This is a genomic window from Microcoleus sp. M2_D5, from assembly GCF_036701935.1.
In the GTDB taxonomy this organism is placed as follows: Bacteria; Cyanobacteriota; Cyanobacteriia; order Cyanobacteriales; family Microcoleaceae; genus Microcoleus.
On sequence record NZ_JAUBRP010000114.1, the window covers coordinates 1 to 14,335 of the forward strand.

General features: G+C 41.8%; 11 protein-coding genes. 6 read left to right on the forward strand and 5 right to left on the reverse strand.

Going from position 1 to position 14,335, the window contains the following annotated elements; translation table 11 throughout:
- Window positions 1–121 precede the first annotated feature (121 nt).
- The gene (locus QUA50_RS27765; RefSeq protein ID WP_333268449.1) at window positions 122–355 is read right to left on the reverse strand and encodes a hypothetical protein; all 234 of its coding nucleotides are present in this window, start codon (window positions 353–355) and stop codon (window positions 122–124) included.
- 146 nt (window positions 356–501) lie between these two features.
- Window positions 502–1,728: a hypothetical protein gene (locus QUA50_RS27770; RefSeq protein ID WP_333268447.1), complete on the reverse strand. Its 1,227-nt coding sequence runs from the start codon at window positions 1,726–1,728 to the stop codon at window positions 502–504.
- 221 nt (window positions 1,729–1,949) lie between these two features.
- Between QUA50_RS27770 and QUA50_RS27775 the strand changes: the two genes are divergently transcribed.
- Complete coding sequence (locus QUA50_RS27775) at window positions 1,950–2,219, forward strand: hypothetical protein (protein ID WP_333268446.1); 270 nt, start codon at window positions 1,950–1,952, stop codon at window positions 2,217–2,219.
- Between the two features lie 127 nt (window positions 2,220–2,346).
- Here the strand turns inward: QUA50_RS27775 and QUA50_RS27780 are convergent, their stop codons facing one another.
- Window positions 2,347–2,721, reverse strand: coding sequence for a hypothetical protein (locus QUA50_RS27780; protein WP_333268444.1), 375 nt, complete (start codon window positions 2,719–2,721; stop codon window positions 2,347–2,349).
- 234 nt (window positions 2,722–2,955) lie between these two features.
- Here QUA50_RS27780 and QUA50_RS27785 point away from each other — a divergent pair, with 234 nt between their 5' ends.
- The 4 genes from QUA50_RS27785 to QUA50_RS27800 all read left to right on the forward strand — a co-directional run bounded on the left by QUA50_RS27785 (window position 2,956) and on the right by QUA50_RS27800 (window position 9,429).
- Window positions 2,956–6,915 carry a CHAT domain-containing protein gene (locus QUA50_RS27785; RefSeq protein ID WP_333268442.1) on the forward strand — a complete coding sequence of 1,320 codons (3,960 nt, stop codon included), beginning with the start codon at window positions 2,956–2,958 and terminating at the stop codon, window positions 6,913–6,915.
- 112 nt (window positions 6,916–7,027) lie between these two features.
- Window positions 7,028–7,477: a hypothetical protein gene (locus tag QUA50_RS27790; RefSeq protein WP_333268441.1), complete on the forward strand. Its 450-nt coding sequence runs from the start codon at window positions 7,028–7,030 to the stop codon at window positions 7,475–7,477.
- Complete coding sequence (locus QUA50_RS27795) at window positions 7,470–8,843, forward strand: hypothetical protein (RefSeq protein ID WP_333268439.1); 1,374 nt, start codon at window positions 7,470–7,472, stop codon at window positions 8,841–8,843. The genes QUA50_RS27790 and QUA50_RS27795 overlap by 8 nt, the downstream gene beginning before the upstream one ends.
- Before the next feature lie 16 nt (window positions 8,844–8,859).
- Complete coding sequence (locus QUA50_RS27800; RefSeq protein WP_333268437.1) at window positions 8,860–9,429, forward strand: Uma2 family endonuclease; 570 nt, start codon at window positions 8,860–8,862, stop codon at window positions 9,427–9,429.
- 78 nt (window positions 9,430–9,507) lie between these two features.
- On the opposite strand, the gene ruvC is transcribed toward QUA50_RS27800, so the two are convergent.
- Both ruvC and bchI read right to left on the reverse strand, forming a co-directional pair.
- Complete coding sequence (ruvC, locus tag QUA50_RS27805; protein ID WP_333268435.1) at window positions 9,508–10,041, reverse strand: crossover junction endodeoxyribonuclease RuvC; 534 nt, start codon at window positions 10,039–10,041, stop codon at window positions 9,508–9,510.
- Between the two features lie 233 nt (window positions 10,042–10,274).
- A complete protein-coding gene (gene bchI / locus QUA50_RS27810) occupies window positions 10,275–11,378 on the reverse strand; it encodes a magnesium chelatase ATPase subunit I (protein WP_333268433.1) in 1,104 nt (367 codons plus the stop codon).
- 425 nt (window positions 11,379–11,803) lie between these two features.
- Between bchI and QUA50_RS27815 the strand changes: the two genes are divergently transcribed.
- Window positions 11,804–14,278 carry a DUF4114 domain-containing protein gene (locus QUA50_RS27815; RefSeq protein WP_333380223.1) on the forward strand — a complete coding sequence of 825 codons (2,475 nt, stop codon included), beginning with the start codon at window positions 11,804–11,806 and terminating at the stop codon, window positions 14,276–14,278.
- Window positions 14,279–14,335: the final 57 nt, after the last annotated feature.

A 14,335-nucleotide genomic window follows, 5' to 3' on the forward strand; every position in this document is an offset into this window, starting at 1 on the left:
ACAACAAACTACATTGAAATTTAGTCGGATTTAACTGTAGCATATTTTGGGTTCCAGTTAAGATGCGTTTACCCTGGCATCTTGCCCGCCCGTGAAAGTGACAAATGGGATAACTGCGAACCTAATCTATCCTTTCCATCACAATTCCATCAACTATTTCATAACCCCAGTTAAAATGTCGATTTGCCAATTGTTCAGCCATGTCGGATTCGCCTAAATTGCAGAGTTCAACTAACTTTTGATATCCGGCATCTCTTTCTCGCTGTAACCTTTCCCGCCGCAGATTTTCCCGAGTTTCCTCCGAAGGATTTTGCCGTTCTTCCCCCAGCGGATTAATCTCGCTAATTCGTTTCATATCTACCTAGCTTGTAGCTTGTAGGGTGCGTCAGTCTTAAGTTTAGTAGAAAAAATAGGTTTTCCCAACTGACGCACCCTACTCAGGTGCGTCAGTCTTAAGTTTAGTAGAAAAAATAGGTTTTCCCAACTGACGCACCCTACTTCCTAAAAAGGGATTGACTCGACTATTTCACCGTCTACTATTTCGTAACCCCAGTCTGGATTCGCAGCGATTTGTTTTTCAATGATACTTCGACCGAGAGGAGTTTGATAAGCTTTTTGCAAAGAGGAAATACTGGGAATTTCGGCGGGAGCGGGCGATGCTGTTTCTGGAAGTTTGGGCGGTTCTGGTGCCGGTTCAGATGTGGCTTGATTGAGGGCTAATTGCGGCGCGATCGCCCCTAATTTTCGCATCACGCTATCCTTGGTGATTTGCGGTTTTTCGTTGAAGGAAGAGGGCAGATATGGCGTGTCAACGCCCTGCTGTTTTGCTTTGAGGGCATCATCCGCAAGCCGATCGCACTTTCGCAAAAATCCCTCCCACAAATCCTTCCCCAAAACCGGATTTCTCAAGTCACTACGAGCCTTAGAAACAGCCGCTTCCAGCGGTTCACCTTTGTGAACGTAATACTGAATTCGCTCTTCTTCAAAAGCCGGATAAGGCACTTCCGGCTCGATTTCCCAATCTCGCTTGACTTTCTGACTTTCTCCTAAAGGAATTCCGGCGATAAATTCATCCCAAAAAGTCGATGTTAAGCCTTTTGTCATGCTGTCAATAATTTTAAATGCCCACCCAGAAGGATTGCCAAATCCTAAGCTGCGCTCTTGAGCATATGCTTCTAAAGCTCGCTGAAAATTGTGCAGTTGTTCTTGGGAGTTCCAAGGGCCGCTAAATCGGTAATTTGGGGTGACAGCAACGGCTATTTGCTGGCGCGGTTGCCCGAAATATTTATCGGTTTTGACTTCATAATTTGGAGGGGGAGTTTCGGCAATTACTTCTACATATTGATTGTTGTTTTCGGGGAGTGTTTGTGTTATAAGAGCGGCAGGATGATGAGTTAAAAACTTATTAACTTTTTCTTCGAAAATGTCAATGTCCGCCCAGAGTTCTACTAGGGTGTCGCTGTTGGGATTGGTTGATGTTGTTTTCAGGAGCGATCGCACTTTAAGCAACCGGATCGCGAGTTCTTGTTCTTCGGGATTTAAACCCGTAGCTTTTTCAATTTCTGCGGTGGTAGTTTGCACCCAATTCTCGGAATTGGCAAGTTGAGATTGCCATTGCAATAATTGGCAAAGAAAAATACTCGCCGCGACTCCGCCGGTAATTTGGGCGAGTTTGGGATAGTAGATGGCGGGATTGCCGAGATTTCCTAAAAATAGGCCTATTTTCATTTTTTATATTTCTAACTTTCTTGAACGGTAGGGTGCGCCTCGCAAGCACCTTACCTCGAATAAACTAGGATTGAGAAACTTAAGATTTTCTTTAAGCTTCTGTGTATTCCCGACTGAATGGAGTTTGTAGGGGAAAGACGGGGATCGCATATTCGATCGCCAGATTGACAGGACAGACTTAAACGTAATAATAAATTATTTACTGTACAGATCCTCCCAAAATGAATCCAGAACGCCAAGAGGCTTATTTGAACTTAATCGAGCGAGTCCTTACCTGTCCCAACGGTCAAGAACCAGAGGTTTTGAGTTCGTGTTCCGATTTAATTGATGCGGGATTTGTGCAAATGCTAATCCAGATATCGGCTTCAATGGCGCGCGAAGGCGACGAAGATACTGCTAATTTTTTAGTGCAACTTGCGCGTTTGCTGGGGAAATCTTTGGGTTTGTCGCCGGATTTGAGACCGGGTGGGTACAGTAGTGCAAAGGGGTAGAGAAAAAGTGCGTTAGCGAAGCTCTCGAAGAGGATCGCCTCTTTGTATCGTGTTTTGAGAAATGAGGGCGATTCCCTACCCTTCGGGATAGCTTCGCCTCACCTACTTTTTAAATGCAGCGATGGCTTTAGAGTTTATATTCGAGAGGCTCGCAAAAATCATCCACCCCAGTTTTAAACACATAAATAATCACCGCCGTTATCAAAATTTCCGGGCAAACTTTCGCAGCAACTAAATCTCCGAATGCTGCATTCAATCGCCCATTTGTCAACTCTTCTTTAATCTCCGATTTGCAGATAGCAACGCGGCATCTTTTAGCCAATCCGTCTAGCCAATTTTCCGAGATATTCGGTTCTTGTCCCGCTTGAATTGCCAGAGAAATCGCTGCATCTTCGATATTTCCCTCGCAATCTTCGATTTCGTCGAGGGCTTTTAGGGCTTCGGGATAGGCGGCTAATTCGGAGCGAAATTTGGCAATTTCTTGGGAGGTAATAACGACCATATTATTTGGGTAGGTGCTTTGTTTGCGGGACAAGTTTAGGCGTTAAGTTTGATATTATAGCATTTTTTTGTTTTGGGTTGGGATTGGGCGATCGAATAATCGCAATTGCCTCCCGTCCCGTGCAAGTCCTGAACTGGTGTGCACATCGTACAAAAGTGGGGATTTGAGAGTTGCAAAATTGTACTGAAAATGTTATACTTCCCAATCATACAAATTATTCATTGTCAATAAAATATGAAATTAAAAAAATGGTTCATGCGGGCAATAGAAATAGGGCTACTAGGATCGATCATTTATTGTATAACGTTTGTTTTTGGAAAAATTTTACCTCCGAGTGAATATCTGAAAACTATGCACTCTGCTAGTTCACCTTTTCTTACAGCTATAGCAGTTTTAGCATTTGTTAAAATGTTGAAAAAAATGGGTTACTTATTACCAGTAAGAATCAGAAAGTCAATTAAACGGCTAGATCAAGATATATCCATATTGGTTGTTTTGATGTTTGTTTTTTACTTTGTTTTATATAGTCCTTCTGTTGTGCCAAAACAGCTTTATTTTTATTATTATATGGTGACTAAAGATTTGAATAATCGACAAGTATTCCTTTTAGACCCAGTTATTTCTTTTGTTTGGACAATTCCTTTATTAGGTCTGTTGTGTATTTTACGTTTGATATTATTATCGATAATAATTATGCCATCTGGAACTAATATTGCATATAGAAAATACAACAATTATGTATTATTTATTTTTTCAATAACTAGAATACTGAATACAATCATATTGGTTGTGTTTTCAGTCGTAAGCTATTCTTTGGCTCTGTGGCTTTTCTGGTTCTTAATAATAGGAATAATGACAGCACCTCAATCAATAATAATGTCAATTAACCCAAATCTACTACTAGAATACCTAAATATAAGTCCAGATTTGTATTATCCATTAGTTGTACAAAAATTACCTTGGTGGACAATACCTTATGCTTTATTACAATGGCTTTTTCTATTTTTATCCGTAGCTTTTATGGCAATTAATTTATGGACATTTTTATGTATTGGTATTTTGATGCTATTAAGGTTTTTGGTTCCTGTTAAAGTGAAATTAAATGTAAATATTAATAGAAAAATTTCTAATTTTATTTGGGGCTTTGTCAATAATTTAATCAATCTTATAGAATTTATATCCACTTTTTTAATGTTCTCAGACTATCTAAAAATAGCTATTATAGATATGGGACTGTCCTATGCTTTGGCTAGTGATTTTACACCCAAATCTAAATCAGAAAATCTCAGGAAATTGGCAGATAAATTTGCTCAAAAATGTCTTGGTACGAAAATTAGTCTCTTTGGTCTAGATCATCGCAAATTTAAGCTTATTAGTAATATAGCTGCTAAACTTCTTCTTTTAGGAGATTTAAAGAAAGCGGATAGAATTTACAGTGCGCTGTGGGAATCGGCAAGAAATCAAACTGAATCTGGAAAAGTATTACCTAATTTTATTAATAATAGATTAGTAATACGCAATCTTATACATAATATGTTCAATATATTCGCAGTACCTAATTTTATAGATAATGTATTCAGTGAAGTCTGTTATTACTATATTGAAACATCTCAGTATGAACTTTTGAATTTGTTGATTAATGATTCAGCTACCCTTGTCCAGAAAAATCAACTGTCAGAAATAACTTATATTACCAATAAGATGAGGGCAGATTTTGCTAAAAATGTTTATTCTGAACAGACAGACGAAGATTTAGATATATGTTTAAGTTGGGAAAAAATATTTACGATATTAGTTGGTTTGCCAGATATCTTAAATTATTCTCTTAATGCAAATATATTGTGGGCCACTAAAGTGGTCTGGATGGCTAAAGCACCAGAAGATTTTTTTAAGCTTTTTCTTGGCTGGATAAAAGATTTTAAAGATTATGAGCCGATCTTCATAGAAGAGAATCAGAAAGATTTAATTTGTTTATTAGAAACCTTGCGCTTGATTTTTGTAACACAAAGTAAAATTTACAGGTTTATTTCTACTCAAACTTTTGAATCAATTCCTACAAAAACAGAAATAACAGCAACTTTAATTAAACAACAGTCATTGAATATATCAAGCATGAAAATTTCAGTGGACAACTCATTGGCCAAAGATAACGTCAAGCTAATTACCGTACTTTATCTATTGGCTAGTGAGTATAAATCTGTCAATACGTTGGGCAATCATAGATTGGAAAAGGGATTGGAAGAGCTATTAAAAAAAATATTGAAAGAGAGCATTGAGTCAGCTCAAAAAAATGGACGAGAAATGGAATTAGCTTTTCTCCAATGCTGTCAGGGTAAAATATTGATAAATACAGGTTGTGCAGAAGACGGCTTTCATAGGCTTCTTAGAGGTATCGAAACTTATGAAGGTATTCGTCACAGCGTCAGCACCGATCAGCTAGGATTAGGCTTTGGCAGTAGTTATTTAGAATACTATGACTGGGCTATTGATGCCTTAATTAAATTAAGAAATCCATCACTTGCTTTTGAGTACACAGAACGAGCCACAGCACGGGCTATCCTAGATTTGGTATCCAGAAAAACGTCTCGTTTCGGTTCAGTAGATGAGTCTAACCAAGTTGCTAAATTGATTGGTGAAATCCAAAACCTCGATTTCACTATTTATTTTTCTCAATCCAGTATCTACGAAGCCCCTTTCATCGCTAAGTTTTCACCGACTGTGCTAAAACGTCAACTAGAAAGAAACTTCTACACAGACAAGAAGCAAAGGTTAAAGCATCTCCTTAATAATCGGGATTCTCTGGTTGCTGAACTCAAAGCTATCGACCCAGTATCCGCTACCCTAGTCGAAGTAAAACCGCTCACATGGAAAACTTCCAGCAAATCAGAAGAAAACTCTATTCCCTTTGAGGCCTTATGGAACAGTCAGACAATCGCTGAAACAGAAACGATTCTCTGCTTCCACGTTATCCATAAAGTGAGCTTTGCTCAAAATAAGCCTTGGGATAAGATTGTCTGCTTTGCCATGTACAAAGAAAACGGCTCTTTGCAATTGCATCATCATGTTGTTGACGACCCTGAAACTGTTGCAAAGCTACAACCACTATGTCAAGGAATAGCTAGTGAGGTGGAGAAAAGGGAAAGGGATTTGAAGACAAAGAGCCTCGATCCGCTCAGCAATAACCTAATCATTCCTCTACTACAACATCTTCCTATTTGCTGTAACTCCCTCACAATTGTTGCCAACAGCGATTTGCAATTTTTCCCCTGGTCTATTTTGTACGATCGAGACGACAAGCAGCTAATAGAGAGATTTCGCATCAGGACTACTCCTAGTCTCAGTCTCATGTATTTACTAAAACAGCGAGAAGACTTGCGAAATACTGATATTCCCACTAAGTTTTTAGTAGCTGGAGTCGAGCAATATCCCAACCCGCGAGAATACCTTTTCTGGTCTGGCGTGGAAGTCAACCGGATTTCCCAACTGTACGACCCAGCCTCAGTTCTCAAAGACGCGGATGTTGACGAGCATTTTGCGAACAAGTTCAAACAAGCTGAAGTTATCCACTACAGCGGACACGGCAACTATCGAAAGTTTGATGCAGAGCAAGACGCTTTAGACAAAACCTATCTCTGCCTTTATAATAAAACAATCTCTGCTACTCAAATCCTTGATGGTGCTTTGGAAAATCCAGCCGCTAAGGTAATGATTCTATCTGCCTGTCTAACTGGTCAGGGAGATTTAACAAGATCGGGCAGCGAGATATTAGGATTAGAAAGAGCATTATTTCACGCTGGTTTGTCATCCCTCGTCACTACCCTTTGGAGTGTTGATGAGTTTGCAACTACTTTGCTAATGCTCAAGCTGCATTTCGTGTGGCGTCAACAGAATAACACCTTGGGAACTTTAGCCGATTCTCTCAGAGAGGCACAACTTTGGCTTAAGAACTTGAGCTGGCAACAACTTAAACAAGAGTTTCCAGAAATTGAGCGAGATGTTGATAGCTGCCTTGCTACCTATCAAACTCGGATTACTCGCGCTAGGGGAAATGAAGATGAGGACTTAGCAAGAAAGTTTGAAAATGACCTCGAATATTATCAAAGTGCTCTCAAACGGCTTCAATCAGAAAGCAGCAGAAGAATCTTTATCTATGATTACTTCTGGGCAGCATTTCAGGTCAAAGGATTAGGATAAGCCATGCAAGATGCAACCGATTTATTGCACCGTTTGCTACAATGAAATTATATCAACTGTATCAGCAGCCATACTACTGACTTCCTTTCACCATAACTAAATTATAAAAGACATGGAAGACCACGATATCATAGCTTTTATTCTTGCCGTACTCCAACAAACAGAACAGCTACCCGCACCAGTCCAATCAGAGTTCAATAAAATCAGTGAAAATTTCACAATTGCGGATATCGAAAGACTTGCCGAATTACATCCCTCTCTACTAACGGCCTATGAATATGCCGATGATTGCTTGATGAATGGCGACAACCGCAGTAAAAAATCAGAGGCCTTGCCGGATGAATCTGAGGAGGACAACCCTAGTAATACCGAGCTTAGTAACAGCATCAGGAGTGGCGACACAAGCGATAGGAAAAACTTAAAGCAAATTATCAATCTTACAGTGGAGGCAAAAGTAAAGCCACGAGAATTGCTAGAAGAAATCTTGGAAGCTAGTGACTCAGTGCAAGCAGCTAAAGATAAGATACTATCATTAATTGCAAACGGTTTAGCCCATGATTAACAATAATTTGCTAATCTACCCGACAGTGGGTTTATTTGTCTACGATTTAGCTGAAGGGATCGGGGAAACTGAGGAGAAGATTAGCAAAAACCGCCAACTGTTTGGGCAAAAAATTTATGGTGACAAAATCTCGCCTTCACAGTTAGAACAACTCAAACAAGCTGAAACTGAAACCCGTGATTATATCAAGTTACTCGGTAATGGAAAAACAGTAGCATTTGAGTCTAGCCTTGACGGTTACTGCTATCCTGTCAAAATCGGCGATACTTATGCCGCACTATTTGACTTGGCTGGCAAAAAAGAACCAGACGACAAGAAATTTGCACCTGAAGAAATCGACCGTTTAGGATGGCAGAAAGAAAAAATTACCTCCCGCATTAATTCACCAGCTACAATTGGTCAAAGTTGGCTGGTTTGGGGACAATTGACGAGTGACGATCGAGACGCTTTAGTAACTGCTGAAAATTGCTATACCAAATTGAATTTATTTCCCAATGCTAAATGGCAAAGAGACTTAAAAGCCGAAGGGCAATTTTTAGGAGCAAATTTCTATGAGTTGTGGCTGCCACCAGGGGATAGCGGCAATATCAGCGAAAATTATCATGTCTTAATTTGCTTGTTTCCTTACAATAATGGTCAATCAATTCGCGATATTAGCAAGACTGTCGGTAAACTTTATACGCATTTGATGCGATTATTTGCCTACCGCAATAAGATCGTTTGGGCTTACACTCAAACCCGCCAGCTTAAATCTGACCTCAAAGATGCTTCGCGGACGATTCAAAAAATATTTCAGCAACTCCCTGAACAGGTTAATGTATCTAAAATTGACCTCAAAAAATTGCAATATAATTTAGTTGATTGTTTAAAAATTTTATTGGTTTATGCCAACTATATTAGTGAATTAAAAGAACAAGAAAGTACGATATCAACTAACCTCGAAAATTATACTAAGCGGCTGACAACAATAGGCGATAGGATGGGAAATGACCCCAAGGATTTCCAATTTATGGCATACTTCAGCGATTTTGCTAAAGCAAAGTATCTATCGCAAGTGGAAGCCGATAACAAGAGTCTGAGTCCGGGTTTGAGGTTGTTGGAAAATGCGATCGCAACAATTGAAGGGATTATTGAGATTGAGAGGGCTAAGAGCGATCGCACTTTAAATGTTACAATCGGTGCTGTAGGTGTGGGAATTGCCACCAGCGGAGTTTATGCCAGCACTTATGCCAGTCAAATCAAAAGTCCCGCCAGCCGCGACAATCCGATGGATGTAAATGCGGTTTTTGGGTTAAGTATTGGTTGGGGAATTGTAGCAAGTGCGATCGTCTTCGCCCTCATAAAAATTGGCAAAAATTGGCGTTAAAACGGAGTTAGGAAAAATGACAACCGTTACTTTAAACTTAGATACTGTCGAATTAACAGACGAACAGTTTTACCGTTTGTGCCAGATGAATCGAGATTGGCAATTTGAACGGACTGCTAAAGGAGAAATTATCATTATGTCACCAGTAGGCGGAGTTAGCGGCAATCGAGAAGCCAGTTTAATTGGTTTAGTTTGGGTATGGAATCAGCAAACGCAGCTAGGGAGAGTGTTTAGTTCTTCAACTATTTTTCGATTGCCAAATCAGGGCGATCGATCGCCCGATGCCGCTTGGGTTAGTATGGAAAGATGGTCGGCTTTAACTGATGAACAAAGGGAGAAGTTTCCGCCGATTTGTCCTGATTTTGTCATAGAATTGCGATCGCGCACAGACCCGCTAAAGCCGCTTCAGGAGAAGATGCAGGAATATATCAACAGCGGTTTGCGTTTGGGTTGGTTGATTAATCCTCAAGACCAACAAGTGGAGATTTATCGCGCTAATTCTGAGGTGGAGATTGTACAATTTCCAGTTACTTTGTCGGGTGAAGATGTGTTACCTGGATTTGTGTTGAATTTGCCGATGGTTTGAATGGGAATTAGAGGAATCGGCGATTGAAATCGCGTCTACACAAACGAAGTCCGGATGGTGCGCGGACTGAAGATTAGATTAGATTTTTACCGTTTCCAATGCTATTTTTTTCGGACAAATATCATCATCATACCAACCAGTCAAAGCAACGGCCAAAGCATCGGCCGCATCATCCGGTTTCGGAATATAACCCAACTCCAACTCCCGCGCCACAGCTTCTTGCACTTCCAATTTATCAGCATTTCCGCGCCCGGTTAAAGCTTGTTTAATTTGCGCTGGGGTAAACTCGAACAGCGGCACTCCACACTGCGCTAATACCAGCGTCAAAACGCCCCGCGCTTGGGCGACAAGTATCGTATTTCCCATTTTGTAAAAGAACAGTTTTTCGGCAATTGCCAAATCTGGTTTTATTTGTTCAATTACAGCGTGCAAATCTTCGTAAATGGTTTTGAGGCGCTGTCCCATTTCCTGTTTTGGGGTTGTTTTAATCACGCCGCAATCAATCATTGAAACAATGTTTTCATCTTGTTTTCCGGGGACAACATGACAGGAAATTGCGCCGTAGCCGAGGCTTGCTAAGCCGGGATCTAATCCGAGAATTATCTTTTTCATGGGCGATTAGTCATCAGTTACCGTCATTAATTTTTAGTTTGGTTTCTACACACTGATGACTGATGTACTTATTTCCTAAAAGAGTTCGGAATTACTGAGATATTGCAGCAATGTGAATCAGGGGATTTTGCGTGGGGGAGGGCGGGTTTATTTAGCCTGTTTGCAAGCTTTAAGGCCCTTGGCGAACCCGCCCCTACAGCTTCCACACGAATGGTGCAATATCTCAGTTATTATCAACTGGTTTCTAGGCCGAATACCCGATCGAACACTTTGGTCACTTTATACCCCGAATCTATTGATTCTAGCGGGTCTTTCCGCAATCGGTGCCGCAAACACAGAGTCATCACCCGGCGAATATCGTCCACAGTCACCTCTGTGCGGCATTCCAAAGCCGTGAAAGCTTTCGCAGCCCGATTTGTCACCAAATCACCCCGCAGCCCGTCTACGTCCAATTCCGCGCAAACTTGGGAGATTTTTACCCGCAATTCTCGATCGATAGTTACCGATTTCAACCTTTCCTGGGCTTCCACCAACTTCTGCTGCATCTCATCTTGTTCGTGCTGGTATTTCGCGAGAAACTCCGGCGGATTTTGGTCAAAATTAGAGCGCTGTTCGACAATTTCCACTCTTAAATTGGGGTCTTTCACAGTCCGAATTTCTGCGTGCATCCCGAATCTGTCGAGCAACTGCGGCCGCAATTCTCCTTCTTCCGGGTTGCCGGAACCGATTAAAATAAACTTAGCCGGGTGGCGGATCGAAATGCCTTCTCTTTCGACAGTATTCCAACCGCTGGCGGCGGAGTCGAGCAAAACATCGACTAAATGATCGTCGAGCAAATTGACTTCATCAACGTAAAGAATGCCGCGGTTAGCTTTAGCTAAAAGCCCGGGTTCAAAAGCTTTCACACCTTCTGACAAAGCTTTCTCGATGTCGATCGTACCGCAAACTCGGTCTTCGGTAGCGCCCAAAGGTAAATCTACCATTTGGACTTTTTTGCGGGCGATTTTAATATCAGTTTGAGATAAAGTGCGATCGCGCACCTCATCGCTCATCAAATCTGGATCGCTGGGATGACTGTTAAAAGGATCGTCAGCCACCACCTCAATTTCCGGCAGCAAATCAGCGAGGGCGCGGATTGTGGTAGATTTACCAGTACCTCGATCGCCCATAATCATCACCCCGCCAATTTTGGGATCGATGACATTCAACAGCAGCGCTAGTTTCATCTCCTCCTGGCCAACAATTGCAGTGAAGGGAAAAACAGCGCGGCGGGCGGAGGTAACAGTTGGCAGAGCACCCGCATTCAGGGTATTGCTGACTTCGGCAGTAGGACTCACAGGATAACTCAAAATATAATAATTGCTTGTTTATTGTAGGGGATAAGGGATTGTCTGGGGCGATTCCCTTCGGGATAGCTTCGCACGCGCGTAGTTGTAGGATGCGTGAGGGCCAGAAATCTTTGACTGGTGGCGTGTGACTGTTGACTTTCACGCACTTTGTCCTTTCCGCAGTGAAGTGCAACTAAGCTTTTCTGTATTTAAATTGCACCTGTGGGGCGGGCTCTCCTGCCCAACCCCTACTCCCCACAGGAGTTTTCAGCAAAATCACCAGTAAATTAAATGCGGGTAGATTGCAAATTTTGGGCGATCGGCAACCCTAATGTAAACTTATGTAACGATTCACCGCGCTTCGCATAAAAACCTCAACTTCCCCCAGATAGATAATTAAGAGCGTTTTCAACCAACTATTTTTCAGGGGTAGTATGACTGAACTTAACATCGGGGCATTGACTGACAGCACAAGCTACACAGGTAGTGTTGACACTACAAATATTTTTGACCTTTACAAATTTAACATCAACAGTCCGGGAAGTTTCAAATTCGCGATCGACGGTTTGAGCGGGAATGCCGACGTATTTTTGTTAAACTCTAGTGGCGAAACCCTTTACAGTTCCACCAACGCGGGAACCAGTGCAGAAACAATTAGTGTTGACAGCTTACTAGCCGGAGACTATTCAGTCAAAGTTTTGCAAATCAGCGGCGACATCAAATACACGCTGAATTTAGCACCAACTAGCACTCAAAAATCATCCGACGCAGACACCCTCATCGGTGCAAAATCAGATTCTCCACTTCCCTCAAACAGCGCCGCAACTTCGGAAAAACCCACTGCAAACATAGATGTAATTACAGGAACTCCTGTTGATGAAAAGACAGTCACCGCAGAAACAACATCAACAACTACCGAAAAACCCGTCACTACAGACTCCGAAACAACTCTCACATCTGAACCGGAAAAACCTCTAAAAACAAGTGAATTTGGGGCAGAAATTACCTCAACAACTACCGAAAAATCAGTCGCTACCGACTCCGACACAACTCTCACATCTGAACCGGAAAAACCTCTAAAAACAAGTGAATTTGCGGCAGAAATTACCTCAATAAATACCGAAAAATTAGTCGCTACCGACTCCGAAACAACTCTCACATCTGAACCGGAAAAACCTCTAGCAACAAGTGAATCTGCGGCAGAAACAACAACAACTACCGACAAACCAGTCGCTACCGACTCCGAAACAACTCTCACATCTGAACCGAAAAAACCTCTAGCAACAAGTGAATCTGCGGCAGAAACAACATCAACAACTACCGACAAACCAGTCACTACCGACTCCGAAACAACTCTCACATCTGAACCGGAAAAACCTCTAGCAACAAGTGAATCTGCGGCAGAAACAACAACAACTACCGACAAACCAGTCGCTACCGACTCCGAAACAACTCTCACATCTGAACCGAAAAAACCTCTAGCAACAAGTGAATCTGCGGCAGAAACAACATCAACAACTACCGACAAACCAGTCACTACCGACTCCGAAACAACTCTCACATCTGAACCGGAAAAATCTGTAGCAACAAGTGAATCTGCGGCAGAAACAACAACAACTACCGACAAACCAGTCACTACCGACTCCGAAACAACTCTCACATCTGAACCGGAAAAACCTCTAGCAACGACTGAATCTGCGGCAGAAACATCAACAACTACCGACAAACCAGTCACTACCGACTCCGAAACAACTCTCACATCTGAACCGGAAAAACCTGTAGCAGCGACTGAATCTGCTAGCGAAAAACTGCCAAGTGAAGAGACTACATCTCCACCAGACAAACCACCAACCGATTCGGCAATTTCAACCGCCGAAAAACCCAGCGAAACTGCTGCCACAAACAATCCAAATAGCACAGCCGCCGCCAAAACAGATGCAGTTGCAGGCGAAACAGTTGCCACTCAAGAACCAAAAACAGGCGAGACTTTAGTTGTTATTTCCCCAGATGCCAGCAAGCCAGGGGACGAAACAAATACTGACACCAGCAACGGGGAAGAAACAGAGAAAGAGAATACCACTACTACCGTAGCAACAACTGAAACAAAAAAAGAACCAGAACCGACTACAGACAAAAAGTTAATTTCTCCCTTTACATCCGGTGTATTTACTACAGATCAAACTGGTCGCATCAGTGTAGACTACACATTTGATGGTGGGATGTTCCAAGGTGAGTTAGCTATTTTCAGCTTAGACGATTTAGACAAATTTGAACCCGGTTCGGAAGAATTCATTAAAGAAGTAGCTGCGCGTTCCTTAAGTAACTCTGTGAAAGGTCATGTAGTGATTAATGATGCTACAGAAGGTGCGCGGTTTTCCGGTTTGTTAGGAGAGAGTAATGCCAACGAAGGAGTCTACTTAGGAGTCAAGAGTTTTGCCGTAACTGCTGGGGGTAAATATGGGGTGATGTTGGTACCCAACGGTAGTGTAAAGTCTGTGTATGATAATCCGACTGTTGGTGGCGATCAACGTCCTTTATTTTCTATGGCAATGGCGAATCCTGTGGAGGGATTTCACTTTGGTCAAATTGCGGATCTGACGGGGGAAGGTAATACCTTTATCATGGAGGATATGCGGTTAGATGCAGGAAGCGACAGGGATTACAACGATATCATTTTCCAAGTGCGGGGTGCGACGGCAACAACTGCTTTGGTGGATAGTGTGATTAACCCGGATAAAGAGTGGCGGAAAACTGATTTGGGCCAGGCACTTATTGCTTATGCGAAACCTTACATTACCCCGGAACCACAACCAAAGGTAGATGCTGAAGTATCTGATTTACTTGACGATTTGGAAAAGGAAATTCTCAAGCCAGTAACTTCGGATAAAGAGCAGGGTAAACGCATCTAAATTAATTTGACAAACACCTAAATTTGTGCATTACTAAATAACTAAAAAAAACTTTTA

Coding starts and splice junctions, on each gene's coding strand:
- QUA50_RS27775 (WP_333268446.1), top strand. CDS start 1,950: ATGAATCCAGAACGCCAAGAGGCTTATTTGAACTTAATCGAGCGAGTC.
- QUA50_RS27780 (WP_333268444.1), bottom strand. CDS start 2,721: ATGGTCGTTATTACCTCCCAAGAAATTGCCAAATTTCGCTCCGAATTA.
- ruvC (WP_333268435.1), bottom strand. CDS start 10,041: ATGAAAAAGATAATTCTCGGATTAGATCCCGGCTTAGCAAGCCTCGGC.
- QUA50_RS27815 (WP_333380223.1), top strand. CDS start 11,804: ATGACTGAACTTAACATCGGGGCATTGACTGACAGCACAAGCTACACA.
- QUA50_RS27765 (WP_333268449.1), bottom strand. CDS start 355: ATGAAACGAATTAGCGAGATTAATCCGCTGGGGGAAGAACGGCAAAAT.
- QUA50_RS27795 (WP_333268439.1), top strand. CDS start 7,470: ATGATTAACAATAATTTGCTAATCTACCCGACAGTGGGTTTATTTGTC.
- QUA50_RS27800 (WP_333268437.1), top strand. CDS start 8,860: ATGACAACCGTTACTTTAAACTTAGATACTGTCGAATTAACAGACGAA.
- QUA50_RS27770 (WP_333268447.1), bottom strand. CDS start 1,728: ATGAAAATAGGCCTATTTTTAGGAAATCTCGGCAATCCCGCCATCTAC.
- QUA50_RS27790 (WP_333268441.1), top strand. CDS start 7,028: ATGGAAGACCACGATATCATAGCTTTTATTCTTGCCGTACTCCAACAA.
- QUA50_RS27785 (WP_333268442.1), top strand. CDS start 2,956: ATGAAATTAAAAAAATGGTTCATGCGGGCAATAGAAATAGGGCTACTA.